Genomic DNA, 23,943 nt, shown 5'->3' with positions numbered 1-23,943 from the left:
TCTCCACAAAGCCTGGCATAAGACCTGCAAACCTCTTTGACAAAGCCGTCCCGATCTTCCGGGCGTAAAAGGAGAGCGCGCATGTATCTGCAGGAGTTGCAAAGAAACTGGAACACCTTCGGCCGGGAAGACCCGCTCTGGGCCGTGGCCTCTTCACCGGATAAAGTGAACAATGCGTGGGACGTACAAGAGTTCTTTGAAACGGGAGCCGGCCACGTCAACCACATCGCCGCCTGGATGAAGGCCAACGGCCTGCCCGAGGGGAGGACCTCCGCGCTGGACTTCGGCTGCGGAGTCGGAAGATTGACGCAGGCCCTGTGCGATCATTTCAAAACCTGCGTCGGTGTGGACATCGCCCCGTCCATGCTGGCCAAGGCCCGGGAATTCAACCAATTCGGCATGCACTGCATATACCGGCTGAACGAGACCGACGACCTCTCGCTGTTCCGCGACGGCAGCTTCGACATGGTCCTCACCGCGCATGTGCTCCAACACATCCGGCCCCATGTGGGCGTACGGTACATCGCGGAGTTCATTCGCGTGCTCAAACCGGGCGGGCTGGCCGTTTTCCACTGCCCCAGCGCCAAGGCTGTGTTCGCCTATCCCGATGAAGGCTTGGCCTGCGCCCTTTCTGCCGGTACGGAGGCCATGCTCCTTGAGTGCGGCTCCAAGCTGACCATACGCGTGAAGGCGACCAATACCGGCACGCATCCCATAGGAATGGACCAACAGACCAACGCGCCCGTGCGCCTGATCCATCACTGGTACAATATCGACACCGATGAGATGGCACAAAACCACGGCCGCCTGAATTTGCCGCAAACCGTGCTCCAACCCGGCGATTCTGTGGAGATGGATTACCTCGCGGCCTCTCCGGCAGTACCGGGCAATTTCGTCCTGGCCATCACCGCAATGGACTATTTCGGCAAACCCATGATCAATCCCGACGAGGCTCAATGCGTCATACCGGTTCTGGTCGTCCCCGCATCGGAACAACCCGGGACAGACGCCCCGCTGGCCGCCGAACGGCCCTACAGCGAGACCCACGCCATCCCGGTGGAGACCGTGGAGCAGGTGGTGTCCATGGCGGGCGGGCGCATGGTCGAGGTACAATCTAACCAAAGCCTGCCCGGCGGCCAGGTCAGTTCGACCTATTACGCCACGCGGTGAGTCCATTTCACGCGCACAGCCCCGATATCGGAAACGGATTTCCGTTTTAGACCTTGCGAAAACCTTGGCTCTCTACTAAGTGAAAGCCATGCCTGAAAAAGACAAACGCATTCTCATTCTGGGCGTCGGCAACATCCTGTTCACCGACGAGGGATTCGGCGTCCGCGTGGCCGAGGAACTCGAACAGAAATATCATTTTTCCGACAACGTCACCGTGCTCGACGGCGGCACGCTGGGGCTCAAGCTCATGGGCCCGATCATGGAGTCGGACTATCTGATCATCGTGGACATCGTGCTCAACGAGGGCGAGCCGGGCGAGATCTTCCGCCTGCTGGGCGAGGACCTGAACAAGGCATGCGCCTTCAAGAATTCCATGCACCAGACCGACTTGCTCGATACGCTGGCCCAGTGTAGCATCATCGGGAGTGTGCCGGACGACGTGATCCTCTACGGCATCGAGCCGGTCAACTACAAGGACATGTCCGCCGCCCTGTCACCGGAACTCGAAGCCAAGCTGCCCGAGATGGAAGCCCTGGTCCTCGAGGAAGTGAAGGCCGCCGGCGCTTCCTACGCCCTTCGGACGGACGACAACCCCGCAACGGAGAAGATCTATGTGCCTCGCGATACCAGCAGAAATTCTTGAAATCAGTGACGGCGTCGCCACCTGCAAAGTGGGCGAAGGCGACACCACGGTCCAGGCGTCCATCATGCTCATGGACGAGGAAGTTGCCATCGGCGACTATATCATCATCCACGCCGGGTTCGCCCTGCGCAAGCTCGACCCCAAGGAGGCCCAGGAGACCCTGAAAATCCTGCGCGACATGGTCGAACTCCTGGGCGGCGAAGCGTACCAGCACGAGATGCTCTAACCCCCGCACAACGGATGGGAAAAGGCCCGGGACGCTTGGCGTTCCGGGCCTTTTTGCCGTCTGCCTCCGGCGGCCAGGCTCCGCCTCGATCAGGATGAAGCCCATGCCGGGCATGGCCGGGAAGTCCGGACTTTGCTTGTGACGGCCCTCCCCGCAAGCCGACGCGCACGATGCCCGACCCCACCCAGATGGCGTGGGCCGCCCAGGGAGATGGCCCGCAAGACCAGGGCCAGGAGGAAGAAGGCCAGCCCGTACCCGGCGACCACCAGCAGGCTCGGCCCGAGTCGGGAAAACCCGTCGCTCGCCTGAAGCGCGGTGGTGCAGACGATGCCGCAGACAATGGTCAGGGCCGGAGGGACGTATCCCATGATGCCGCCGGGGCCCGAGATCAGACCTGTTGTTTCTTGCCGGGCAGGAACGAGGTGCGCAGGAAGGCGGGGCTGGCGAAGGCCAGCGGATTGCGGACCACCATGTCGGGCAGGATGTGGTACCAGCGGTAGCCGAGTCCGTGGAAATAGGCGCGGGCGCGGTCCAGGTGCCCGGTCTCGCGGGCGGCGTGCAGGGCGGCGTCCCGTTGGCAACGCGACCGGGCGAGCGGCCTGAGAATGCGCTCGCTGAACCCGTACTTGAGCAGCATGGCCTTGATCCGGCGGTACTCCCGGTGTCGCGACACGCCGTCGGCCAGGGCGAAAAAGGCGACCACCAGCCAGCCCCCGCCCCACCAGCACAAGACCGCGCCCCCGGACGCATCTCCCGAGGCCCACTGCGCCGCCCCGGCCCCCTTCAACACGAAGGCGGCCAGCAGCGCCAAGGCCCCGGTCACATACGGCCACGGCGCGGCCTTCACATACCGCGCCCCGCGCCCGACAACGCCCACTCTTTCCTCTTCTCTCCGCATACCCGAATCCGTAGCCAACAACCCCCGAAAGGTCAAACCGCCCCTTTCTCCGTGCGCCTCATCCCCCCTTCACAACAAGCGCCTTGGGTGCGCAGCCGCCCAACAGCGTTCACCCGATACTGCCCGCCTCTCCCCTCCACCAACCGCCTCCAGCGCCTTGGTTGGAAACGCCACCCAACAGCGACGCCCACGCACCACCTCACCGCGCAGATTTCCCCCACTCCCGCAACCCTCCACCCCCGAGCACGCACGGAGCGAAACTTCGTAGAGTGGGTCAGCCGTGCATTTTTCGAGGGCGGATTTGACCGCAGCGTAGTGGGCCTGCGTGAGGATCAAATCCCCCCTCGGAAAATGTGCGGATGGCCCGCTATCCGAAGCCGCCGCAGGCGCCAGCGCAAAAAAAAGAGGCCCGGCATAAGCCGGGCCTCTGTTTTTTTGCGCGTCAGCGCCTGCACTCTTACAAAACGCGGAACTTTTTGACGTTGCCGGTCTTGTTGTCGATGACGTGCACGCCGCAGGCGATGCAGGGGTCATAGGAGTGGACGGTACGCAGGATCTCGACCGGGCGTTCCGGATCGGCGATCGGGGTGTTGTCCAGCAGGGCCTCTTCAGTGGGGCCGGGCAGGTTGTTGTCGCAGCGGGGACCGAGGTTCCAGGTGGACGGGACCACGAGCTGGAAGTTGTCGATCTTGCTGTTCTTGATGTCGATCCAGTGGCTCAGGCCGCCGCGGGGAGCATTGACGAAGCCAACGCCCTGCGCTTCGGCGGGCATGTCCCAATCCTTGCAGATATCGAGGTTGCCCTTGGCGATGTTCTCCTTCAGATCGTTGACCATGTCTTCGGTCTTCAGGCAGGTGATCAGGCACTCGATACCGCGGGCGCCGGTGCGGCCCAGGGTGGAGAAGAGGGCCTCGGGGCCGACTTCCAGTTTGCCGAGGACGAAGTTGACGTACTTGACGAACTCGGGATGGCCCAGGCCGTAGTTGACCAGGCAGGTGGCCAGCGGGCCCACTTCGGTGGACTTGCCTTCGTAGCGGGGAGCCTTCATCCAGGAGTACTTCGCCTTGTCGTCCAGGCTGGTGTACATGGGATCGGTGACGCCGTTGTAGGGATGCTTCGGAGAGCTGTCCTTGTACCAGGAGTGCTTGACGTGCTCCTCGATCTTGGTCGGGTCAAAGGCCTGGACGTCGGTGATCTTGCGATCGAAGATGACGCCGGGCTTGATGTACCGGGAGTTCAGGTCGGCCTCGCCGCCCTGCGCCGGGTATTCGCCGAAGCTCATGAAGTTGGTGGTGCCGCCGATGGAAGCCCAGTCCTTGTAGTAGCTGGCAACAGCGATGAGGTCCGGGATGTAGCAGTCGAGGATGAAGTCCTTGATGTCCGCATACAGGGCCAGGAAGTCATTGATGTACTTGTCGGTCAGGCCTTCGTAGCAAGACACGCCACCCATGACGGTGAACTGGGTGTGCGGGTTCTTGGCACCGAACACTGCCATGGCGCGAGCGGCCTTGACCTGCAGGTGCAGGGCGTTCAGGTAGTGGTTGGTGGCCAGCAGGTTGACCTCGGGCGGCAGGACGTAGGCCGGGTGGCCGCCGAGGAAGTAGGCGTTGGTGAAGATGCCCAGGCGGCCGGAGTCGACGATGCTCTTGACGGTGTCCTTGGTCTTCTGAAGGTCTTCCTTGGAAGAGACGATCTTGGGATCAGGGCGCACGGTCTTGGCGACGGCGGCGGCGATTTCAGCGGTCTTGTTGACGTCGGCGGACAGGCAGCCGGTGACGTCGACGAAGTCCAGGGCATGCAGGTGATAGAAATGCACGATGTGGTCGTGCATGAACTGAGCCGCCAGCACCAGGTTGCGGATGATGGTGGCGTTGTGGGGCAGTACCTTGTCCACGCCGACGGCGTTGTCGACGCAACGGACGGAAGCGAGCGCGTGCACGTAGGTGCAGACGCCGCAGGAGCGCTGGGTGAAGTGCTGTGCATCGCGGGGATCACGGCCTTTCAGGATGATCTCCAGACCGCGGAACAGCTGGGAGCTGCTGCGGACGTCCACGATTTTGCCATCTTCGACCACGGCCTCAATGCGCAGGTGACCCTCGATCCTGGTGACCGGATCAACTACGACATCGTGTTTCCCATGCGCCATCGGGGCGGCTTTAGGGGAGCAACCAGACATATTGTATCCTCCTTAAGAATTCTGATTCTGTCTGCGTTAGTTGAACGAAACCCGTTCCGACCACCAATTAGAGATTGGTGAGGTCGGTGTAGAAGTAGGTTTCGCCATCCCAGTCGGCGCCGTCCCAGAACTCGGGCTGCGAGCAGCCGATGCAGGGATGGCCGGCCTGGACAGGCCAGTTGTACTGGTTGAACTTGACAGTGGGGCAGTTGTTGAAGGTCTCGGGACCACGACAACCGAGCTTACGCAGACACCAGCCCTTGCGGGCTTCTTCGGAACCGAAGGAAGGCGCGAATTCGTCCATGTCGAAATGCTCCTGCCTCGGGCAGTTGTCGTGCACGGTCTCGCCGTAGAAGGGGATCGGACGCCCGACGTCGTCGAGTTCGGGGATACCCTTGGTGAGGTAGTGCACGATGGTGCCGACCAGGGAGAACGGGTTGGGCGGGCAGCCGGGGACGTTGATGAACGTCTTGTCCGGGAACAGCTCGCCGACGCCCTTGGCACCGGTCGGGTTCGGGGCGGCCTTCTGCACGCCGCCGTAGGACGCGCAGGTGCCGTACGTGATGGTGGCGGCAGCCGCGTTGACGACCTTGGTGGTGGTCTCCAGCATGGTGTGGCCGCCGACCTTGCCGTACGCGCCGGGCTCGTTGGCGGTACCGGTCGGAGCGGTCGGGACGCCGCCTTCGATGACGGCCACGAAATTGCCGGCGTTGACCGTATCCCACAGAGCCTTCTCTGCGGCATGACCCGCGGCGGCCATGATGGTCTCATGGTAGTCCAGCGAGATGTAGTCCAGGATGAGGGCGTCGATGTAGGGCTCGACGGTCCTCAGGATGGATTCGGAACAACCGGTACATTCGGCGTTGTGCAGCCAAACGACGTCGGGCCTGTTGTCAGCTGTGAGGGCTTCGGCGACTTTCGGAGCGAAAGCCGGCCCCATGCCCATCACTGCGGCCACGGTTCCGCAGAACTTCATGAAATCACGGCGAGAGACGCCGCGTTTTTCCAGCCGTTCCACGGCTCCTTCCTTGCCATGACCTACGGAAAATTTCATAGAACACCTCCGTAATAAAATGAGTCTGTTATGAGGAGAACACCGTTATTCCCCCCATAACCGTCGGGCACAAGCCCGAACTCGGACCTAAACCGTCTCTTTGTCACGATTAACAAAAACGTGACACGATTAACATTCTTTTTCCGAGTTCGTGCTATAACCCCCCGGAAAAATTAATTAACAAAGTCGTATCGCGCTTTACAAACAAAATCAATAGGCAACTTTAAAAAACTTTCAAGCGAATCGGCAAGCTAGGCGACTTGGCGAGAACACGTGACAAAAATCACAGAAGGCCCCGCCCACGGGCATCGGCGGTCGACAATCCGGTCCGGCCCCGAACGCCGTGCCGATCGCCCGGCCCTCCCGGACGCCCGCCGAAAATATCTGTACGTGCCGAAACAATAATTGATTCCATTCTTCCACTCCGCCTACAATTCCGCTAAAACAGGAGACGAATCACCAATCCCAAGGAGGACCTTCCCATGGCCGTCATCATTGACCTTTCCATCTTCCCCCTGGACAAGGGCGGCTCCGGTCTGAGCGCCTACGTCTCCCGCGCCCTGAACGTCATCAAGGCATCCGGCCTGAAATACCGTCTCTGCCCCATGGGCACCAGCATCGAAGGCGAATGGGCCGACGTCATGGGGGTGGTCGACGCCTGCTACCGCGAGCTGGAGAAGGATTCGGACCGCCTGTACATGACCATCAAGGTGGACGCCCGCAAGGGCCGCCGCGACGGCATGAGCCAGAAGCTCCAGAGCGTCGAGAGCAAGCTGGCGTAAGGACCGACCGCCCATGGACGCACCACCGGACAGACAGGCCGCAGAGGCCGAAGAGCACAAGCCCAGGCCGCCCGGCGTGCGGGCCAGCAGGTCCCTGATCTTCAAGTTCCTGGTGCGCATCCTGCCCCCCCTGGTGGTGGGCATCCTGTTGTTCATGCTCGCAGTCGGGCACTTCACCCGGCGCGACATCATGAACAAGATCGACACCGACGTCGGCATCTTCGCCACGGCCACCAGCCGCGTGCTGGACGGCCTGCTGTGGAACTACCAGACCGAGGAGATGGTCAGCGCCCTGGCCACCATTTCGAGCAACCCCGCCATGCTCGGGGCCGAGATATACGACGAGAACGGCGACCTCTTCCTGTCCTACGGGATCACCCCCGAGGACCACGTGAGCGGCCTCAAGACCCTGCGGCGCGACATATACAGGCGCATGCCCGACGGCAGCCGCGCGGACATGGGCAGGCTGGCCATTTACTACACGCACACCTTTGCCGAAAAGCAATTCCGCCAGCAATTCCTGTGGCAGATGCTCCAGTTCCTGCTGATCGTCGCCGTCACCCTGTCCGGCGCGGCCTATGCCTTCAACCGGACCGTGAGTCGCCCGCTCAAGGCGCTGCTCGGCGCCATCCGCACCACCGGAGAAACCGGCCGCTGGACCGAGGCCGATTGGCGCAGCGACGACGAAATCGGCGAGGTCATCGAGGCCCACAACGGTATGCTCCGGCACATCGCGGGCAAGGAGGCGGCCCTGGCCGACAGCGAGAAGCGCTACCGCCAGCTCTTCGAGAACGCTCTGGTGGGCATCTACCTGATCAGCGCCGAGGGCATCGTCATCGAGGCCAACCGGACCGTGGCCGACATCATGGGCTACGCCTCCTCGGCCGCGACGGCCAAGGTCAACGTACTGAACCACTACATGCACCGGGAGGACCGGGACCGCCTGTGGGAGGCCCTGCACCGCGACGGGGAGATCTCCCGCTTCCGCACCGAGCTGCGCCGGGTGGACGGCTCGCCCATGTGGGCGGAGCTCTCGGGTCGGCTGAACGCGGACGGGTCCTTCAACGGCATCCTGCAGGACGTCACGGACCTGGTGGAGGCGGCCCGGGCCGTGGAGGAACGCGATGAGCTGCACCGGGCCTTCTTCGAAGAGAACAAGGCGGTCATGCTCCTGCACGACCCCCTGGACTCGACCATCCAGTTCGTCAATCCGGCGGCCTGCCAATACTACGGCTACACCAACGAGGAAATGACCTCCATGACCATCCGCCAGTTGGACTGCATGACCGACGAGGAGATGTACCGGGAACTCAAGGAGGCGGCCGAGGAACGGCGCAGTTATTTCAAGCAGGTGCACACCCTCAAGGACGGCACCCGTCGGGACGTGGAGGTCTTCACCGGGCCGGTCTCACTGGGGCACCGCCAACTCCACTACTCCATCGTCCATGACGTCACCGGAAAGCGGCGGTTGGAGGCCCGGCTGCAACGCATGGCCACCCGCGACCAACTGACCGGAGCCCACAACCGGCACGCCTTTTTCCAGCGGGCCAAGAGCGAGTTGGCGCGGGCCAAGCGGTTCGGCCACCCCCTGACCGTGCTCATGTTCGACCTCGATCATTTCAAGGAAGTAAACGACTCCCACGGCCACGCCACCGGGGACGAGGTCCTGCGCACCTTCGCCCTGCGCTGCCGGGCCGACTTCCGGCAGAGCGACATCTTCGCCCGCATGGGCGGAGAGGAGTTCGCCGCCCTGCTGGTGGAGACCCGGGCCGGGCAGGCCGTGGAGGCGGCCGAACGCATCCGGGCCATGGCCGCGAACCGGCCCGTTCCCACCGAAGCCGGAGACCTGGTCGTGACCGTGTCCATAGGCGTGACGGCCATGACCGCCGAGGACTCCATCAACGACCTGCTCAAGCGCGCGGACGAGGCCCTGTATAAAGCCAAGCAGTCGGGCCGCAACTCGGTGGTCCGGCTGTGACCCTCGCCGGCTTTAGGACAGGATCCATCCATAAACGAAACGGAGGAACACGGCCGTGGCCATGATCACCCAGCAGAACGTGCAGTTGAAACCGGTCTCGCGCGGAAACTACCTGATGCGCAACGTGCTCAGGCACAACATGGTCTTCAGCGAGGGCAGCAAGGGCGACGCAGCGTACATCCTGACCGAGGGCAGGATCGAGATTTCCAAGAACTTCGAGGACCGCAAGAAGGTCTTCGCCATCCTCAAGCCCATCTCCATCTTCGGCGAAATGGCCCTGTTCCTGGATGACGGCGTGCGCACGGCCACGGCCATCGCCCTGGAGGACTCCAAGGTCATCGTGGTCACCCGCGACGACCTGGACGAGTTCATGCGCGAATCCCCCAAGGTCATCGCCTCCATCATCACCGTCCTGGTGGCCCGCCTGAAATCCACCACGCGCAAGGCCATGAAGGCCCCGTCCGTGGGATTGGGCGTGGTCCGCATCCTCGACCTCTTCTCCACCTGCGGCAAGTTCGAACTGAAATACGGGGCCACGGTCAAGGCCCTGGCCGAGACCTTCGTGAGCACCCCGGAACGGATCGAGCAATACATCCACGGCCTGGCCGACCAGGGGCTCCTGGCCGTGGGCCGGGACGAAAACGACGTCCGGATCATCCGCATCCGCGAGCGGGACATGCTCGCCGCGGTCATGCAGAAGCAGGAGTAAAGGGCATGAACGACTTTCTGGACACCAGACTGGAGACAGCGCGCTGTCGGCTGCGCCCCTGGCGGATGGAGGACATCCCCCTGATCCCGCCCGTGGCGAACACCAGGGAGATATCCTGGAACACCTCCTTCCGGTTCCCCCACCCCTTTGACGAGGCCGCGGCCGAACGGCTGGTCCACTGGTCGCGGGACGGTGCGGGCGGGGACAAGTGGCAGTTCGCGGTCTTCCTCGGCGGGAAGCTCGTGGGCAGTTGCGGGACCATCCGGGGCACGGACGTGGAGGCGCACACCGCCAAAGTGGGCTACTGGCTCGACCCGGCCCACTGGGGCAAGGGGCTGGCCACCGAGATTGTGGGCGAGCTGGTCCGCTACATGCGCGACGAGACGGTCATCGAGCAGCTCACGGCCGTCTGTTTCGGCTGGAACCCGGCCTCGCGCCGGGTGCTGGAAAAGACGGGCTTCCGCCAGGAAGGGCTGCGCCGGGGCGTGGTCCGCAAATGGGGAAAGCTCACCGACCTGTGGATATACGGCCTGCTGCTCTAGTCCAGGGCCACCAGCTCCAGGTCGCCCCAGGCGGCCACCTTGGCGTCGTACTGGGCGAAGACCCCGTCCAACCCGTGGGCGGCCAGTTCCCTGGCGCGCCGGAGCACCCGGTCCATATCCTTTTCGGAACCCAGCATGTTGCACAGGGCCGTGGCCGCGGCGTCGGCCAGCCGGGCGTCCTTGGCGCGCACGGCCACCAGGTCGCCGGAGCCGAGGCTCAGGGAGTGTCCGATGGTCCCGCTGGAGGCGCACAGGGCCACCGGGAAGGCGCCGGCCTCTATGCGCAGTCCCACGGACGCCCCGGACCCGGGATCGGCCAGCAGCGCCACCACCCGCTCGCGCGTGGAGCGCAGGTAGGTGTCCCCGCCGTTCTCCACCAGAATATTCGGGCTGCGCGAAGCGAACGCCTCGCCCACGGCCTGGGCCACGGCCCCGGCCACGGCGGCCATGGGCCCCACCCCGCACGGCTCGGCCGCGGCGGCCATGGCCCGGACGACGTCCGGCGCGCTGTCCGGCACGGCCACGGGCACGAGGCTCTCGGCGAACTCCGGGTGGAACATGATCCAGTTCTTGATCTCGCCGCGCACCGTGGAGACAAAGGCGGCTATCTCGTCACGCAGGTCGAGCTCGGCCACCACGAGCAGGTCGGTCTGCTCCACGGCCACCTGGAAGCGGACCTCGCCCTCCCGGGACCGGACCATGCGCCGGTACCCGCGCTCTGTGGAAAGATGTTTCCCGGCCATCACCAATCCCTCCCCGCCGATGTTCCGAATACGGAACAGCATACGAACACGTTTACGAACACCCTATCCACACCCGCCCCCACAACGCACAACCAACGAACACCCTTTTCCACACCGCACCCGCCGAAGGCGGCACGAAAGTTCAGGAAGGAAAGGGGATGGAGGTCCGGGAAGGGGAAAGGGAACCCTTTTCTCAAAGGGTTCCCTTTCCCCTTCCCCGCCGCCGAGGCACCGATCCCTCCCGCTAAAAGCCCTGGTCCTCGTTGACGAGGACGACCTTGATGCGTCCCTTGGGGAGCGATTTTTCGGTGATCGTCCAGACGTTGCAGATGCGGTCCGGGGACGAGCAGTCCATGCAGTAGCCGGTCTTGACGCAGGGGGTCTTCTTGTCCAGGCGCATGGCGTTGACCGGGGCGGCGTATTCCTTGATGCGCTCCATGGCCCGTTCCAGGTCGGGCACGAGCTTGTTCCTGCCGACGAGCAGGACCACGTCGCGGGGGCCGAAGTTGATGGCCCCCACGCGGTTGCCGATCATGTCCAGGTTGACCAGGTGCCCTTCGCTGGTGACGGCGTTGGTGCTGCCGAAGAAGCAGTCCGTAAGCAGGGCACGACGACGCAATTCGTGCTTCTCCTCGGCCGAGAGCGAGCCGTCCCAGGTGTCCAGGGCCTCATAGTCCGGGTTGTCGCGCAGGTATTCGTAGAGCCCGGAGGCGGCCAGGGTGGCGGACCCGCCCCAGGACACGGTCTTCGGCTTGAGCTCGGGCAGGATCTCGTTGACCACGACGTCACGCGCCTCGGCCAGGGAGTCGGCCATGTACACGTCGAAGCCGTTCTTTTCGAGTTGTTCCTTGAGATCGGTCAGGTGCAGGTTCCAGTAGTTGTCCACGGGCTTGTCCATATGGCCTCCGGTATATAATTCATTAATAACGTGTTCTGCGGCAATTTGGAAAACGCTCGATTTTTCGCTCGCCAAGCGGTGAAAAAGCTTGTAGCAGAAAACCCGCCCGGCCGGAAGCGGAGTCCCCGAAACCCGGAGAAAATACCGCTTGACGGCCTCAGGGCCAGCGGTTATATGCTTCCGTTCAACGCAACTTCCAGCAAATTTTACTCTTCAGGAGATCACAGATATGAAACGTACTTACCAGCCCAGCAAATGCCGCCGCAAGAGAACCCACGGTTTCCTGGTGCGTTCGCGCACCAAAAACGGTCGCAAGGTGCTCGCCCGCCGTCGCGCCAAAGGGCGTAAGAGATTAGCCGTCTAGCTTGGAACAAGGAGCGTCGGCTGCTCGGAAGCCCTGAATTCACCGCTTGTTACGAGCAGGGCAAGAAGCATTTCACGAAGAGTTTCATCCTGTTCATGCGCAAGCGCAGCGACCCTGACGGCGGCATCCGCCTGGGGCTGACTGTCAGTAAAAAGATGGGACACGCAGTGGCGCGCAACCGTATAAAGAGGGTGGTGCGCGAGTATTTCAGGCTGCATCAATTCGATTTTGATTTGCCTCTGGATATCGTCGTTGTTCCGAAGCGGAACCTTGAGGCCAAGCAGCTGACCCTCGCCCTCGCCAAAGAAGAGTTTACCCCGCTTTTGAGCCGTTTGCGTTCGGAAGCGGCGGCCTCTTAGAGAGGAAATGATGCGCTCATTATTCCTGGCGCTCATTTGGTTTTACCAGAAACTCATCTCCCCCTTGCTGCCTCCGGCCTGCAGGTTCTATCCATCGTGCTCCGAGTACGCGAAGGAAGCCCTGATCCGCCATGGCGCCTTCAAGGGGAGCCTTCTTGCGCTTTGGCGTCTCCTTCGTTGCCAGCCTCTATGCCGCGGGGGATTTGACCCCGTCCCGGCCGTTTGGCCCGATTCCAAAACCAAAGCGAGATTCACCCCATGGAGAAGAAGGAGCAAATCCGTCTTGTAATTGCCCTGGTCCTGAGCGCTATCGTCCTTTTCGGATGGCAGTACATCACGGGTCCCTCGGCGGAACAAAAAGCGGAAATGGCCCGCAAGGCCGCCGAGGCCGAGCAAAAGACGGCCGCCCTCACCCAAAAATCCCAAGACGCAGCCAAAGCCGCCACGGAAGCTGCTCCCGTTCCCGAATTCGTCCCCACCGACGGCGTGTCCGTCACGGTGGACACCCCGCTGTACACCGCCGTGTTCAATTCCCAGGGCGGCGTACTCGAAAAGTTCATCCTCAAGAAGTACCGCGAAACCATTGAGAAGGACTCCCCGTTCGTCGACCTGGTCGGCGCCGATGCCTTCGCCAAGGGCCCGCTGGGCCTGATCCTGACCCTGAACGACAAGGAATACCACACCTGGCGTCGCGGCAAGTGGGCCTTCTCCGGCTCCGACCTGACCCTGACCAAGGCCGACGGGACCAAGACCCTGACCTTCACCGGCCAGGTGGACGGCTACCGCATCGAACGGGTGCTGACCTTCCATCCCGATTCCTACCTCATCGACGAGGCGGCAACGGTCACCAACCTGACCGGCACCGGCGCCGAGGGAGCCCTGTCCTTCACCGCCGCGGCCAAGTCCATGTCCGATGAAAGCGACCGCTACAACCCCACCCGCGTGGTCTACCTGACCAAGGACACCCGCAAGGAGCTGAGCGACCGCGACGATCTGCGCAAGGACGGGCTGTCCGCGCCCGGCGACCTCAAGTGGGGCGCCATCGAGTCCAACTACTTCCTGTTCGCGATCATGCCCAGGACCGAGAACGCCTCCCTGTCCGCGGGCATGCAGGGCGACATCTTCCGCATGGCCGTGTCCGACAAGGCCACGTTCATGCCCAATGTGGCCAAGACCCTGAAGACCTCCTATTTCGTGGGTTCCACGGACCGCAAGATGCTGGCCCAGATGCCCAACGACCTGAGCGACACGGTCAACTTCGGCTGGTTCGACTTCCTGGCCAAGCCCCTGCTGGTGGCCCTGAACTTCTTCTACGGCTACATCGGCAACTACGGCGTGGCCATCATCATCCTGACCATAATCATCAAGCTGATCTTCTGGCCCCTATCCCAGAGGAGCTACGCTTCCATGGAAAAGATGAAGAAGCTCCAGCCCATGGTCGCCAAGCTGCGCGAGAAATACGGCGACGACAAGCAACGCCTCAACCAGGAGACCATGGCCCTGTACAAGACGTACAAGGTCAACCCCATGGGCGGCTGTCTGCCGATGGTCGTCCAGATCCCCGTCTTCTTCGGCCTGTACAAGGCCCTGCTCGGCGCGGTGGAGCTGCGGCATGCCCCGTTCATCGCCCACCTGCCCTTCACCGACCTGCCCTGGCTGGCCGACCTGTCCGCCAAGGACCCGTACTATATCTCGCCGATCATCATGGGCGCGTCCATGTTCCTGCAGCAGCGGATGACCCCGAGCACAGGCGATGCCACGCAGCAGAAGATCATGCTCTTCATGCCGCTGGTCTTCACTTTCATGTTCCTGCAGTTCCCGTCCGGCCTGGTCATCTACTGGCTCTTCAACAACCTCCTGTCCATCGGACAGCAACTGATGATCGCCAGGAAATCCAAGGCCCCGGCCGCCGCGAGCAACGACTAACGCCACCGGGGGGCTTCATCACCCCGGCTTGAGAAGGATACGAGAATGAGTGACTTCAAAGAATTCCAGGGGAAGGACCTGGACGAAGCGATCGAAAGCGCATGTGACTACTTCAATCTGCAGCGCGACCGGCTGGAAATCGAAATCCTGTCCGGAGGATCCTCCGGCATCTTCGGTATCATGGGCGTCAAAAAGGCCAAGGTTCAGGCCCGCCCCCGCGCCCAGGTGAACGCTTCCGACATCCTCAACGGCGAGAGCAAGCCCGCCAAGCCCAAGCGCGAGGCCAAACCCAAGCGCGAGGCCAAGGCCCCGGCCGAACCCGAGGCTGCCGTGGAGGAGGTCGTCGAGATCGTGGAAGAGACCGTGGAAGCGATCGTTGAGACAATCCCGGACGAGGAGCCCAACGGCAACGTCATCCCCGTGGAGGAATACAACGACATCAACGGCAACGTGGTCGAGCCCGAGCCGACCGACGAGCCCCCGGCCCGCAAGCCCCGCGAGAAAAAGCCCCGTCCGCCCAAGGGCGAGAAAAAGAGCCGCGAGCGCAAGCCCCGCGAACGCAAGCCCCGGGAGCCGCGTGAACCCCGTGAGCCGCGCGAACCGCGTGAGGAACGGCCCCGCACCGACATGTCCGAGTTCGACCCGACGCTCCTCGAGAACGCCGTGCGCGAGGTCATGGGCGAGCTGCTGACCCCCATCGTGGGCGAGACCACCGTGGAGATCACCCTGGAATCCGACCGGGTCAAGGTCTTCATCGACGACGAGGAGAACTCCGGCCTGATCATCGGCCGCGAGGGCCAGACCCTGTCCTCCATCCAGTACCTGGTCAACCGGCTGGTCTCCCGCAAGATGGAGGCCTCGGTGCGCATCCAGGTCGACACCGGCGACTACCGCGAGCGCCAGGACGACAAGCTCAGGCAGATCGCCTGGCACCTGGCCGAGAAGGCGGACAGCCTGGGCCGGACCCAGTCCACCAAGCCCCTGTCCTCCTACCACCGCCGCGTCATCCACCTGGCCCTGCAGGACAACGAGACGGTCTTCACCCGCTCCAAGGGCGACGGCCCCATGAAGCGCGTGCTCATCGTCCCCAAGAGCCGCAAGAACGGCAACGGCCGCGCCCGCTACTAAGGACGCGACTTTCAAGAGCGGCGCATACGCACCGCTCTCGACAGCCTTGTGATTTTAGGAAGGCCGCTCATTGGAGCGGCCTTTTTATTGCTGGAAACGGCTTTGCCATTCAACCGAAGCTCCTGTAAGGAATCCTCATGCTCGACCCCAGGCACGCACAGGACACCATCGCGGCCATCGCCACCCCGCCCGGCGACGGCGGCGTGGGCATCATCCGCATCAGCGGCCCGCGCGCCCGCGACATCGCCCGCGCCCTGTTCCGCCCGGCGAACGCGGCCTTCACCGATTTCAAGCCCTATCGCCTGCACTACGGCCACGTGGTCGACGCCAATGGTGCGGACCTGGACGACGTACTCTGCGCCTGCATGCCCGGCCCCAATTCCTACACCGGCGAGGACGTGGTCGAGCTCAATTGTCACGGCGGCCGTGCCGTGCTCGGCGCTGTCCTCCAGGAGGCCCTGAACCGGGGTGCGCGCCTGGCCGAACGCGGCGAATTCACCTACCGCGCGTTCATGAACGGGCGCATGGACCTGTCCCAGGCCGAGGCCGTGGCCGAGATGATCCACGCCCCGACCAAGGCGGCCATGCACCTTGCCCAGGTCAAGCTGTCCGGCCTGCTCGGGCGCAAGATCGCGGACCTGCGCGCCCGGCTCGAAGGGCTGCGCGCCCAACTGGCCGTGGCCGTGGACTTTCCGGATGAGGAGCTGGAGTGCCTCTCCCCGGAGGAATTGATACGCACCGTGGAAGCCGTGCGCGGCGAGATCGCCGCCCTGCTCCGGGCCGTGGACCGCACCCGCGCCTGGCGCGAAGGGGCCTTGGCGGTCCTGGCGGGCCGGGTCAACGCGGGCAAGTCGAGCCTGATGAACGCGCTGCTCGGCCGCAACCGGGCCATCGTCACGGACCAGCCGGGCACGACCCGCGACTACCTGGAGGAGACCCTGAACCTGGACGGGTTGTCCATCCGCTTGGCCGACACCGCGGGCATCCGGGCCACGGACGACGCCGTGGAGGCCGCCGGATTGACCATGGGCCGCGAACTCATGGACCGGGCCGACCTGGTCCTGGTCCTCATGGACGGCACCGTGCCCGTGGACGACGACACCCTGGACGCCGCCCGGCGCACCGGCCCGGACAAGGGGCTGGCCGTGCTGAACAAGGCGGACCTCGACGGTTTCGACGAGGCCAACGGCGCGCCGCTCGCCGCCCTCGGCTTCGAGACCGTGGCCGTGTCGGCCAAGACCGGCGCGGGCCTGGATACCCTGGCCGCGCGCATCCGCGAACGCATCCTCAAGGACGCGGGCCAGCCCGACCCGGACGAACTGGCGCCCAACGCCCGGCAGGCCGCCGTGCTGGCCGAGGCCGACCGCGAGCTGGACGACCTGGCCGCCGACGCCGACGCGGGCATCCCCTACGACCTCTTGAGCGTGCGCCTGGAAACCGCCTGCGACGTGCTTTCCGGCATCACCGGCGAGATCGCGGCGAACGACGTGCTCAACACCATCTTCGACTCGTTCTGCATAGGAAAATGACATGACCAAGGAACCCGAATTGATCGACGTGCAGCACGTCACCTGCGGCCTGGTGCCGCTCATGCAGACCCACCTGGAAGGGTCCGACCCCGAGGTGGACACCGTGTCCTTCAAGGTCCGCCAGGGCATCCAGACCGAGCTGTGGAACTCCTTCGGCACGGGCAGCCGATGGCGACTGACCGAGATCAGCTCGGACCTCTTCTTCGACGTGGCCACCTTCGTGCGCGTGGAAGTCTCCGAGCTCGACCCCCTGGGGCTGATCGACTTCTAGCCGACTCTCCATGGACAAAAGCCCCCGCCGGTCATCGACCGGCGGGGGCTTTGCCGTCATCCGCACGGGGCCTACGCCTGGGAGTTGGTCTCCGCGCCGCCCGCCGGGCTGGCCGGGGCCACGTACTTGAGGACCACGAAACCGAGCGCGCCCGAGACCAGGGAGGCGAACAGGATGGCGATCTTGGCCAGGGCCACCAGGGAGGAGCCCTCGTCGAAGGCCAGGTTGCCGATGAAGATGGACATGGTGAAGCCCACGCCCGCCAGGCAGGCCGCGCCCCACAGGTGGACCAGTGTGGTCCGGTCCGGGAAGGCGGCCAGGCCGAGCCTGTTCACCAGCCAGCACGCCCCGGTCACACCGACCTGCTTGCCCACGACCAGGCCGACGAACACCCCGATCGAGACCGGGCTAAACAGTTCGCGGAAGACCTCGGCGTCCAGGGATACGCCCGCGTTGGCCAGGGCGAAGACCGGCATGATGAAGAAGGAGACCCAGGGATGCAGGCCGTGCTCGATGTTCTGCAAGGGCGTGGTGGCCGCCTCGTAGGCGTGCTCCATGGCGTGCAGGGCCATCTGCTGCTCCTTGTTGGTCAGCACGCTCTTGCCCGGCGTGATGGCCATCTCGAAAACCTCGGCCGCCTCGCGCAACTCGGCGACGAAGGTGGCGCAATTCATGCGCGTCCCGGCCGGGATGGTCATGGCCGCCAGCACGCCCGCGATGGTTGCGTGGATGCCGGACAGGAGGAAGGCGAACCAGACGATCACCCCGAGGGCCAGGTACGGGATGGAATGGCGGATGCGCCAGCGCAGGTTGAGCACGGCCATGAGCGCCAACCCGGCCAGCCCGACAAACAGGGCCGTCAGGTTCAGGGAGGCGGTGTAGAAGATGGCGATGACCAGGATGGCCCCGATGTCGTCCACGATGGCCACGGCGGTCAGGAATATCTTGAGCCCAACGGGCACGCGACTGCCGAGCAGGGACATGATCCCCAGCGCGAAGGCGATGTCCGTGGCCATGGGGATGCCCCAGCCCGCGATGGACTCGTGGCCCGCGTTCAGGCCGAAGAAGATCAGCGCGGGCACGGCCATGCCGCCCATGGCCGCGGCCACGGGCATGATGGTTCGGCTCGGGGTGGACAGCCCGCCCACCAGCAGTTCACGCTTGATCTCCAGCCCCACCAGGAAGAAAAAGATGGCCATGAGCCCGTCGTTGATCCACAGCAGCACGGGCTTGGACAGGACCCAGCCGCCCACACCCACGGTCAGCCGGGTCTGCCACAACGCCTCGTAGGAGGGGGCCCACGGCGAGTTGGCCCAGACCAGAGCCGCCATGGTGCAGGCCATGAGCGCGATGCCGCCCGCCGCCTCCATGCGGAAGAACTTGTCGAAGGAATGGAGTACGTAGTGAACCGGCAGCGGCCTGTCCTCGGGTCGGGTCATGGGATGCTCCTTTTGGGGATGACTGGAGCGAGTATACCAGTATCCCCATGAAGGGCAACATCTGCCGCTTTTCGCCATGGAATGCCGTGGGTTCGCCGCGTCCGGTCAGCGCCCAACCAGCTTCCGGGCCAGCGCCAGAGCCCTTCCGGCCAGGGGGCAGCCGGGCGAATCGAGCATGGCCCGCAGGTCGTCCACGGTGTCCAGGTCCGCCAACCGGTCGAGCACGGCCGCGTCCATATCCGCCGCCGCCAGCCGCTCCAGGGCCCGCGCGTACACCCTGGAGCCCCCCCACTGCGCCTCGTCGAACAGGGCCGGGACAAACCCGTCGCGGTAAAAGCCCGCCAGAAAGTAGCCGCCGTCCTCGGCCGGGCCCAGGGCCGCCCGTCCGGGGGCAAGCGCGTCGAGCCCCTGGCGGACGATGGACGGCGTCAGCCCGGGGATGTCGCTGCCGGTCAGGACCGCCCGGTCATAGCCCAAGGCAAAGGCGTCCCGAAATGCGTTCGCCATGCGCTCGCCCAGGTCCCTGCCCCGCTGGGCCAGGAAGCGGCGGTTCGGGCCGAGCCACGCCCGCATGACCTCGACCCGCGTGGCGGGCGTGAAACAGACAATCAGGTCCGCGCCGAGCCCGTTATCGAGTCGATCGAGCATGCCCTCGACCATGGCCGCGTAGAAGTCGGCCACCAGTTCGGGCCGGGCCGGGCCGATCATCCGGGTTTTGACCCGTCCGGGTTCCGGGTGGCGGACGAAGAACAGCAGGCAGTCGCGCATCAATCCTCCCCGCTGCCGGGCCGGTAGGAACGCGCCAGGTCCTCGGGCGCGGCGCCCAGGGCGTAGCGCAGCCGCAGCCGCCAGTTGCCGAGCGTCCGCCGGACCACGCCGTCGCGCTCCCACCGCCGGGGGGAGGTCAGGACGCGCTCCCCGAGAATGGCGACCGGCTCGCCCCGCCGCTTGAGCCGCCGGAACAGTTCCACGTCCTCCATAATCGGGATGGTCGCGAATCCGCCCAGTTCGCGAAACAGCGCCGCATCGAGGAACGGGGCCTGGTCGCCGTAAGGCACGCGCTCCAAGCGGGAGCGCAGGTTGGCGAACCGGGCGACCACGGCCAGGGCCCATCGGCGGGAATCGATGGCCAGGGAAAAGGCCCCGGCCCGGACGCGGCCGCCGTCCCTGACGAGGGCGCGGTCCACGGCCTCCGGCCACCCCTCGGGCAGCCGGGTGTCCGCGTGCAGGAAGAGCAGGACGTCCCCTCCGGCCACGGCTGCGCCCGCGTTCATCTGCACGCCCCGGCCGGGCGGGCAACGCACCCCGGCCACGTCCGGTTCGCGCAGAGTCTTCAGGGTCGTGTGGCCCGGTCCGCCGTCGGCCACCACGATCTCCACCGGCCGGTCCAAAGCGGATGCGCGCACCTGCCGGACCGTCCGATTGATGATCGCGGACTCGCCGTACACCGGGATGATCACGGAAATGGAACGTGCGGAGGTTGCCATCGGGTCCATGGGGGATTACTAGACTGTTTGCCGTTTTTAATAAAGACCGGAGGGAGCGATGCGCAAAGGCGTGACCGAAGACAAAGGCGTGCTGGCCGACATCCTGGACAAGGCCGAGGTAGTCTGGCTGGCCCTGGTCGACGACGAGGGCCCGCACTGCGTGCCCGTGAATTTCGCGGTGGAGGGCGACACCCTGTTCGTCCACTCGGGCAAAAGGGGCCGCAAGGCCGCCTGCCTGGACTCGGGCGCTCCCCTGGCCTTTTCCGCTGCCGTGGACATGGAACTCAAGACCAGCGAAGACAACGCCTGCGAGTTGGGTTATCGTTTTCGCTCGGTTATGGGCCGCGGCGTGCCGCGCCGGCTTACCGGCGACGAAAAGATGCGCGCACTGGACCTGATTACCCTCAAGTATGCGGGCCGCGCCATGCCCTACAACGAAAAGGTCCTGGCCATTACCGGTGCATACGCCATCGACATGCATTCCGCCACCGCGCGGATCAAGGAATAGGAGGGCACCATGATCACCTTTTTCATCGGCGATTCCCTGACGCTCGGCTGCGGCGACGAGGCCGGGCTCGGCTGGCCCGGACGGCTCGCCTCCGCCATGATGCACCACGGCCAGGACCTGACCTGGTACAACCTCGGCGTGCGCGCCAACACCACGACCAAGATCCGCGAGCGCTGGAAGGAGGAGGTCACGCGCCGTTTCCTGCCGGGCCAGAACACCCGGCTGGTCTTCTCCTTCGGCGTGGCCGACATCTCCAACGACGTGCCCGCCAAGGCCTCCTTCGACAATGCCGAGGCCATCCTGTCCGAGGCCAAGGCCTTGGGCCCGACCCTGTTCATCGGCCCCATGCCCGTGGGCGACCAGGACAGGACCGAGCGCATCATCCAGCTTTCCCTGGGGTTCGAGTCCGTGTGCGAGCGGCTCGGCGTGCCCCACGTCCCGGTGATCGGCTTCCTGCGCGAATCCGACGCCTACGCCTCGGCCCTTGAGGCCTACGACAATGTCCATCCGGCGGCCAAGGGGTACGCAACCCTGGCCGAGTACCTGATGCAAACCCACGCGGCCCGGGAGTTCCTCGGGCTGGACTAAAAATTGAACGATAAGAATCGAACAACAGGAAACGAGCGATAAGTAATGAGCGATTTGAAATCCTTTGCCAGCGACAACAACTCGGGGGCCCACCCGGCCGTCATGGAGGCCGTGGTCCGGGTCAACACCGGGCACCTCAAGTCCTACGGCGACGACGAACTGTCCATCCACACCGATGAGGTGTTCAAGGAATACTTCGGGTCCCAGGCGCGCATCCATTACGTGACCACCGGCACGGCGGCCAACGTCCTCGGCCTGCGCTCCGTGACCCACACCTACAACTCCGTGCTCTGCGCCGAGCAGGCCCACATCAACAACGACGAGTGCGGCGCGCCCGAGGCCTTCGGCGGCATCAAGCTGGTGCCCATCCCGTCTCCGGACGGCAAGCTCACGCCCGGCATGGTCGCCCCCTACCTCGGGCACGTCGGCTTCGTGCACGCCTCCCAGCCCAAGGTCATCTCCATCACCCAGCCCACCGAGGTGGGCAAGCTGTACACCCTCAAGGAGATCGAGGACCTGGTGGAATTCGCCCACGACCGCGACCTGCTGGTGCACCTGGACGGCGCGCGCCTGGCCAACGCCTGCGCGGCGCTCAACTGCTCCTTCTTCGACATGACCACCGCCCTGGACGTGGACTTCATCTCCTTCGGCGGGACCAAGAACGGCTGCCTCATGGGCGAGGCCGTGATCTTCCTCAACCCGGACATCGGCCAGGGCTTTCCCTACCTGCGCAAGCAGGCCATGCAGTTGGTCTCCAAGATGCGCTTCGTCTCGGCCCAGCTCGAGGCCTACCTCAAGGACGACCTGTGGCTCAAGAACGCGCAGAACGCCAACGCCATGGCCAAACGGCTGGCCGAAAAGGCCGGGGCCATCGACGGCGTGACCATCAAGGGCACCGTGGACTGCAACTCCCTGTTCGCGCACATCCCGCCCGAGGCCACGGAGATTCTGCTCAAGAAATACTACTTCTACGTATGGAACGAGCACGATCAGACCGTGCGCTGGATGACCTCCTGGGCCACCACCGAGGCGATGGTCGACGAGTTCGTGGACGACCTGCGTCAGGCCATGCAGGCGGTAGCATGAGCCGGGAACTGAAACGCCTCTGCGTCTACCTGGGGTCCAATCCGGGCAACAACCCGGCCTACGTGGCCGCTGCCGAATCGGTCGGCCGCGAGCTGGCCGCGCGCGGGATCGGCCTGGTCTACGGCGGGTCCTCCACCGGGCTCATGGGCCGCCTTGCCGACGCCTGCCTGGCCGAGGGCGGCGAGGTCATCGGGGTCATCCCCAAGCGGCTGGTCGAGAAGGAAATCGCCCACCAGGGACTGACCGAGTCCCACGTGGTCAACTCCATGCACGAGCGCAAGCAGCTCATGGCCGACTTCTCGGACGGGTTCATCACCCTGCCCGGCGGCATCGGCACGCTGGAGGAGTTTTTCGAGGTCCTGACCTGGAATCAGATCGGCTACCACGCCAAGCCGTGCGGCCTGCTGGACGTGAACGGCTACTACACCTGCCTGGCCGAGCACATGGATCGCATGGTCGCCGAGGGTTTCCTCATGGCCGACCACCGGCGCATGGTCCTGACCAGCCCCGACCCCGGCGAGCTGATCGACCTGTTCGCCGAGTACGATCCGCCGCATGTGGACAAATGGATTGAATTGAAAAAGGGCCTCTAGACGAGGCTCTTTTTTTTGCGCCTTCGACCTCAAGAAAACCAAAGAAGCGTCGATACAATTCATGCACTCTATCAATGGATGGGTACTATGCAACTCTTCGGCATTGACCTTTCTTCGCAGGAAAAAACCGGACTCTCCATGTCCATCGGCGGGCAGCGAGCCTCTTCAGAGGCGCCCCCCTCCGCCCCGATTCCCGACGCCGCATATACACAGAAGGCCTTGGCCGCCGACAACACGATGACCGGGCACTTCGTGCATGCAGGCAGGAAACAGTCGAAATACATCACCGGCCTCATGATGGGATTTGAACTCGAAAAGACCTTTTCGAATCAGATGCGCTCTGTGGTGGCCGGATACAACAACCTCGTTGACCTGACCGCAAAGGCCAAAGCCCTTGCGGGCGACAAAATCAACAACATCGACCGTGAGCGCATAGGCGAGGAGGCCGCCGACCACGTCAAGACGGTCATCGACAACGAGGTTTCGGACACCAACAACGAAAAGCTCGAGGATATCCGCGAAGAAATTGAGGAAAAGGCCGACGAGGCCGTGAAACCGGAAAGCGAAAAGGCGTTGGAAAATACCACCGCTCCCCGGGAGGAGCTTGAGAAAAGTCTGGACGGCAAAACGCAGGCCGACCCGACCGGGGCAACCCCGTCCGGAGAAAAGAAAACCGTCACCGCTTCCGACCAATCGGCGGACGCGGGGTCGCAGCCGCCCTACAATCCGGCCGATTCCATGCTACCTGAATCCATACCCGCCGCCATAGACATCCTGGTCTAGCCATACCGCACCGCACTCCGTTGTGCTGGCCAATGAACGCAAAGCCCCGAACCTCTCCGGTCC

General features: G+C 64.2%; 28 protein-coding genes. 19 read left to right on the top strand and 9 right to left on the bottom strand.

Annotation, left to right across the window (positions count from 1 at the left end; translation table 11 throughout):
• Window positions 1–81: 81 nt before the first annotated feature.
• From V8V93_RS08245 to V8V93_RS08235, 3 genes are all read left to right on the top strand, one after another.
• Window positions 82–1,170: a class I SAM-dependent methyltransferase gene (locus V8V93_RS08245; RefSeq protein WP_338669880.1), complete on the top strand. Its 1,089-nt coding sequence runs from the start codon at window positions 82–84 to the stop codon at window positions 1,168–1,170.
• 88 nt (window positions 1,171–1,258) lie between these two features.
• A complete protein-coding gene (locus V8V93_RS08240; protein WP_338669879.1) occupies window positions 1,259–1,813 on the top strand; it encodes a HyaD/HybD family hydrogenase maturation endopeptidase in 555 nt (184 codons plus the stop codon).
• The gene (locus V8V93_RS08235; protein ID WP_338669878.1) at window positions 1,782–2,039 is read left to right on the top strand and encodes a HypC/HybG/HupF family hydrogenase formation chaperone; all 258 of its coding nucleotides are present in this window, start codon (window positions 1,782–1,784) and stop codon (window positions 2,037–2,039) included. The genes V8V93_RS08240 and V8V93_RS08235 overlap by 32 nt, the downstream gene beginning before the upstream one ends.
• Before the next feature lie 89 nt (window positions 2,040–2,128).
• On the opposite strand, the gene V8V93_RS08230 is transcribed toward V8V93_RS08235, so the two are convergent.
• The 4 genes from V8V93_RS08230 to V8V93_RS08215 form a co-directional block, all read right to left on the bottom strand.
• On the bottom strand, window positions 2,129–2,407 hold the full coding sequence (locus V8V93_RS08230; RefSeq protein WP_338669877.1) for an SMR family transporter: 279 nt from the start codon (window positions 2,405–2,407) through the stop codon (window positions 2,129–2,131).
• A 20-nt stretch (window positions 2,408–2,427) separates the two neighbouring features.
• Window positions 2,428–2,937, bottom strand: coding sequence for a hypothetical protein (locus V8V93_RS08225; protein WP_338669876.1), 510 nt, complete (start codon window positions 2,935–2,937; stop codon window positions 2,428–2,430).
• Window positions 2,938–3,394: 457 nt separating this feature from the next.
• Window positions 3,395–5,113 (bottom strand): nickel-dependent hydrogenase large subunit, encoded by a 1,719-nt coding sequence (locus V8V93_RS08220; RefSeq protein WP_338669875.1) that lies wholly within the window; start codon window positions 5,111–5,113, stop codon window positions 3,395–3,397.
• Between the two features lie 67 nt (window positions 5,114–5,180).
• Window positions 5,181–6,167 (bottom strand): hydrogenase small subunit, encoded by a 987-nt coding sequence (locus tag V8V93_RS08215; protein ID WP_338669874.1) that lies wholly within the window; start codon window positions 6,165–6,167, stop codon window positions 5,181–5,183.
• Window positions 6,168–6,649: 482 nt separating this feature from the next.
• Here V8V93_RS08215 and V8V93_RS08210 point away from each other — a divergent pair, with 482 nt between their 5' ends.
• The 4 genes from V8V93_RS08210 (at window position 6,650) to V8V93_RS08195 (ending at window position 10,178) form a co-directional block, all read left to right on the top strand.
• On the top strand, window positions 6,650–6,949 hold the full coding sequence (locus V8V93_RS08210) for an MTH1187 family thiamine-binding protein (RefSeq protein WP_338669873.1): 300 nt from the start codon (window positions 6,650–6,652) through the stop codon (window positions 6,947–6,949).
• A 13-nt stretch (window positions 6,950–6,962) separates the two neighbouring features.
• The gene (locus tag V8V93_RS08205) at window positions 6,963–8,927 is read left to right on the top strand and encodes a diguanylate cyclase (protein ID WP_338669872.1); all 1,965 of its coding nucleotides are present in this window, start codon (window positions 6,963–6,965) and stop codon (window positions 8,925–8,927) included.
• A 61-nt stretch (window positions 8,928–8,988) separates the two neighbouring features.
• Window positions 8,989–9,636 (top strand): Crp/Fnr family transcriptional regulator, encoded by a 648-nt coding sequence (locus V8V93_RS08200; RefSeq protein WP_338670173.1) that lies wholly within the window; start codon window positions 8,989–8,991, stop codon window positions 9,634–9,636.
• Window positions 9,637–9,641: 5 nt separating this feature from the next.
• A complete protein-coding gene (locus V8V93_RS08195; RefSeq protein WP_338669871.1) occupies window positions 9,642–10,178 on the top strand; it encodes a GNAT family N-acetyltransferase in 537 nt (178 codons plus the stop codon).
• Here V8V93_RS08195 and V8V93_RS08190 read toward each other — a convergent pair.
• Window positions 10,175–10,921, bottom strand: coding sequence for a UPF0280 family protein (locus V8V93_RS08190; protein WP_338670172.1), 747 nt, complete (start codon window positions 10,919–10,921; stop codon window positions 10,175–10,177). The two genes, V8V93_RS08195 and V8V93_RS08190, sit on opposite strands and share 4 nt — an antisense overlap.
• Window positions 10,922–11,165: 244 nt before the next feature.
• On the bottom strand, window positions 11,166–11,819 hold the full coding sequence (locus tag V8V93_RS08185) for a lactate utilization protein (protein WP_338669870.1): 654 nt from the start codon (window positions 11,817–11,819) through the stop codon (window positions 11,166–11,168).
• Between the two features lie 229 nt (window positions 11,820–12,048).
• Here V8V93_RS08185 and rpmH point away from each other — a divergent pair, with 229 nt between their 5' ends.
• From rpmH to V8V93_RS08150, 7 genes are all read left to right on the top strand, one after another.
• Complete coding sequence (gene rpmH, locus V8V93_RS08180) at window positions 12,049–12,183, top strand: 50S ribosomal protein L34 (RefSeq protein WP_071546398.1); 135 nt, start codon at window positions 12,049–12,051, stop codon at window positions 12,181–12,183.
• On the top strand, window positions 12,171–12,542 hold the full coding sequence (gene rnpA, locus V8V93_RS08175; RefSeq protein WP_338670171.1) for a ribonuclease P protein component: 372 nt from the start codon (window positions 12,171–12,173) through the stop codon (window positions 12,540–12,542). The genes rpmH and rnpA overlap by 13 nt, the downstream gene beginning before the upstream one ends.
• Before the next feature lie 7 nt (window positions 12,543–12,549).
• The gene (gene yidD, locus V8V93_RS08170; RefSeq protein ID WP_338669869.1) at window positions 12,550–12,831 is read left to right on the top strand and encodes a membrane protein insertion efficiency factor YidD; all 282 of its coding nucleotides are present in this window, start codon (window positions 12,550–12,552) and stop codon (window positions 12,829–12,831) included.
• Entirely contained in the window at window positions 12,801–14,468 is a 1,668-nt protein-coding gene (gene yidC / locus V8V93_RS08165) for a membrane protein insertase YidC (RefSeq protein ID WP_338669868.1), read from the top strand. Before yidD ends, yidC begins: the two co-directional genes overlap by 31 nt.
• A 45-nt stretch (window positions 14,469–14,513) precedes the next feature.
• Window positions 14,514–15,596 (top strand): protein jag, encoded by a 1,083-nt coding sequence (locus V8V93_RS08160; protein WP_338669867.1) that lies wholly within the window; start codon window positions 14,514–14,516, stop codon window positions 15,594–15,596.
• A 137-nt stretch (window positions 15,597–15,733) separates the two neighbouring features.
• Entirely contained in the window at window positions 15,734–17,125 is a 1,392-nt protein-coding gene (mnmE, locus tag V8V93_RS08155; RefSeq protein ID WP_338669866.1) for a tRNA uridine-5-carboxymethylaminomethyl(34) synthesis GTPase MnmE, read from the top strand.
• A gap of 1 nt (window position 17,126) precedes the next feature.
• The gene (locus tag V8V93_RS08150; protein WP_338669865.1) at window positions 17,127–17,396 is read left to right on the top strand and encodes a hypothetical protein; all 270 of its coding nucleotides are present in this window, start codon (window positions 17,127–17,129) and stop codon (window positions 17,394–17,396) included.
• Between the two features lie 71 nt (window positions 17,397–17,467).
• Here V8V93_RS08150 and nhaA read toward each other — a convergent pair whose 3' ends face one another.
• The 3 genes from nhaA to V8V93_RS08135 form a co-directional block, all read right to left on the bottom strand.
• The gene (gene nhaA, locus V8V93_RS08145; RefSeq protein WP_338669864.1) at window positions 17,468–18,835 is read right to left on the bottom strand and encodes a Na+/H+ antiporter NhaA; all 1,368 of its coding nucleotides are present in this window, start codon (window positions 18,833–18,835) and stop codon (window positions 17,468–17,470) included.
• Between the two features lie 105 nt (window positions 18,836–18,940).
• Complete coding sequence (locus V8V93_RS08140) at window positions 18,941–19,603, bottom strand: TIGR04282 family arsenosugar biosynthesis glycosyltransferase (protein ID WP_338669863.1); 663 nt, start codon at window positions 19,601–19,603, stop codon at window positions 18,941–18,943.
• Window positions 19,603–20,331 carry a TIGR04283 family arsenosugar biosynthesis glycosyltransferase gene (locus V8V93_RS08135; RefSeq protein ID WP_338669862.1) on the bottom strand — a complete coding sequence of 243 codons (729 nt, stop codon included), beginning with the start codon at window positions 20,329–20,331 and terminating at the stop codon, window positions 19,603–19,605. The genes V8V93_RS08140 and V8V93_RS08135 overlap by 1 nt, the downstream gene beginning before the upstream one ends.
• A gap of 49 nt (window positions 20,332–20,380) precedes the next feature.
• On the opposite strand from V8V93_RS08135, the gene V8V93_RS08130 reads away from it, so the two are divergent.
• The 5 genes from V8V93_RS08130 (at window position 20,381) to V8V93_RS08110 (ending at window position 23,880) form a co-directional block, all read left to right on the top strand.
• The gene (locus V8V93_RS08130; RefSeq protein WP_338669861.1) at window positions 20,381–20,830 is read left to right on the top strand and encodes a pyridoxamine 5'-phosphate oxidase family protein; all 450 of its coding nucleotides are present in this window, start codon (window positions 20,381–20,383) and stop codon (window positions 20,828–20,830) included.
• A 9-nt stretch (window positions 20,831–20,839) separates the two neighbouring features.
• Complete coding sequence (locus V8V93_RS08125; protein WP_338669860.1) at window positions 20,840–21,418, top strand: GDSL-type esterase/lipase family protein; 579 nt, start codon at window positions 20,840–20,842, stop codon at window positions 21,416–21,418.
• A 45-nt stretch (window positions 21,419–21,463) separates the two neighbouring features.
• Window positions 21,464–22,504, top strand: a complete 1,041-nt coding sequence (locus V8V93_RS08120) for a threonine aldolase family protein (protein WP_338669859.1) — start codon at window positions 21,464–21,466, stop codon at window positions 22,502–22,504.
• The gene (locus V8V93_RS08115) at window positions 22,501–23,097 is read left to right on the top strand and encodes a TIGR00730 family Rossman fold protein (RefSeq protein ID WP_338669858.1); all 597 of its coding nucleotides are present in this window, start codon (window positions 22,501–22,503) and stop codon (window positions 23,095–23,097) included. Before V8V93_RS08120 ends, V8V93_RS08115 begins: the two co-directional genes overlap by 4 nt.
• 87 nt (window positions 23,098–23,184) lie before the next feature.
• Window positions 23,185–23,880 (top strand): hypothetical protein, encoded by a 696-nt coding sequence (locus V8V93_RS08110; RefSeq protein ID WP_338669857.1) that lies wholly within the window; start codon window positions 23,185–23,187, stop codon window positions 23,878–23,880.
• Window positions 23,881–23,943: the final 63 nt, after the last annotated feature.

Origin of the sequence: Pseudodesulfovibrio sp. 5S69, from assembly GCF_037094465.1 — a bacterium.
In the GTDB taxonomy this organism is placed as follows: Bacteria; Desulfobacterota; Desulfovibrionia; order Desulfovibrionales; family Desulfovibrionaceae; genus Pseudodesulfovibrio; species Pseudodesulfovibrio methanolicus.
Note: the sequence above shows the minus strand (reverse complement) of the source record. Positions and strands in the feature narration are given on the sequence as shown.

Coding starts and splice junctions, on each gene's coding strand:
- V8V93_RS08110 (WP_338669857.1), top strand. CDS start 23,185: ATGCAACTCTTCGGCATTGACCTTTCTTCGCAGGAAAAAACCGGACTC.
- rpmH (WP_071546398.1), top strand. CDS start 12,049: ATGAAACGTACTTACCAGCCCAGCAAATGCCGCCGCAAGAGAACCCAC.
- V8V93_RS08160 (WP_338669867.1), top strand. CDS start 14,514: ATGAGTGACTTCAAAGAATTCCAGGGGAAGGACCTGGACGAAGCGATC.
- V8V93_RS08245 (WP_338669880.1), top strand. CDS start 82: ATGTATCTGCAGGAGTTGCAAAGAAACTGGAACACCTTCGGCCGGGAA.
- V8V93_RS08150 (WP_338669865.1), top strand. CDS start 17,127: ATGACCAAGGAACCCGAATTGATCGACGTGCAGCACGTCACCTGCGGC.
- nhaA (WP_338669864.1), bottom strand. CDS start 18,835: ATGACCCGACCCGAGGACAGGCCGCTGCCGGTTCACTACGTACTCCAT.
- V8V93_RS08210 (WP_338669873.1), top strand. CDS start 6,650: ATGGCCGTCATCATTGACCTTTCCATCTTCCCCCTGGACAAGGGCGGC.
- mnmE (WP_338669866.1), top strand. CDS start 15,734: ATGCTCGACCCCAGGCACGCACAGGACACCATCGCGGCCATCGCCACC.
- V8V93_RS08220 (WP_338669875.1), bottom strand. CDS start 5,113: ATGTCTGGTTGCTCCCCTAAAGCCGCCCCGATGGCGCATGGGAAACAC.
- V8V93_RS08240 (WP_338669879.1), top strand. CDS start 1,259: ATGCCTGAAAAAGACAAACGCATTCTCATTCTGGGCGTCGGCAACATC.
- V8V93_RS08115 (WP_338669858.1), top strand. CDS start 22,501: ATGAGCCGGGAACTGAAACGCCTCTGCGTCTACCTGGGGTCCAATCCG.
- yidC (WP_338669868.1), top strand. CDS start 12,801: ATGGAGAAGAAGGAGCAAATCCGTCTTGTAATTGCCCTGGTCCTGAGC.
- V8V93_RS08140 (WP_338669863.1), bottom strand. CDS start 19,603: ATGCGCGACTGCCTGCTGTTCTTCGTCCGCCACCCGGAACCCGGACGG.
- V8V93_RS08125 (WP_338669860.1), top strand. CDS start 20,840: ATGATCACCTTTTTCATCGGCGATTCCCTGACGCTCGGCTGCGGCGAC.
- V8V93_RS08230 (WP_338669877.1), bottom strand. CDS start 2,407: ATGGGATACGTCCCTCCGGCCCTGACCATTGTCTGCGGCATCGTCTGC.
- V8V93_RS08135 (WP_338669862.1), bottom strand. CDS start 20,331: ATGGACCCGATGGCAACCTCCGCACGTTCCATTTCCGTGATCATCCCG.
- V8V93_RS08195 (WP_338669871.1), top strand. CDS start 9,642: ATGAACGACTTTCTGGACACCAGACTGGAGACAGCGCGCTGTCGGCTG.
- V8V93_RS08185 (WP_338669870.1), bottom strand. CDS start 11,819: ATGGACAAGCCCGTGGACAACTACTGGAACCTGCACCTGACCGATCTC.
- V8V93_RS08215 (WP_338669874.1), bottom strand. CDS start 6,167: ATGAAATTTTCCGTAGGTCATGGCAAGGAAGGAGCCGTGGAACGGCTG.
- V8V93_RS08200 (WP_338670173.1), top strand. CDS start 8,989: ATGATCACCCAGCAGAACGTGCAGTTGAAACCGGTCTCGCGCGGAAAC.
- V8V93_RS08130 (WP_338669861.1), top strand. CDS start 20,381: ATGCGCAAAGGCGTGACCGAAGACAAAGGCGTGCTGGCCGACATCCTG.
- V8V93_RS08190 (WP_338670172.1), bottom strand. CDS start 10,921: ATGGCCGGGAAACATCTTTCCACAGAGCGCGGGTACCGGCGCATGGTC.
- V8V93_RS08205 (WP_338669872.1), top strand. CDS start 6,963: ATGGACGCACCACCGGACAGACAGGCCGCAGAGGCCGAAGAGCACAAG.
- V8V93_RS08225 (WP_338669876.1), bottom strand. CDS start 2,937: ATGCGGAGAGAAGAGGAAAGAGTGGGCGTTGTCGGGCGCGGGGCGCGG.
- yidD (WP_338669869.1), top strand. CDS start 12,550: ATGATGCGCTCATTATTCCTGGCGCTCATTTGGTTTTACCAGAAACTC.
- V8V93_RS08120 (WP_338669859.1), top strand. CDS start 21,464: ATGAGCGATTTGAAATCCTTTGCCAGCGACAACAACTCGGGGGCCCAC.
- V8V93_RS08235 (WP_338669878.1), top strand. CDS start 1,782: ATGTGCCTCGCGATACCAGCAGAAATTCTTGAAATCAGTGACGGCGTC.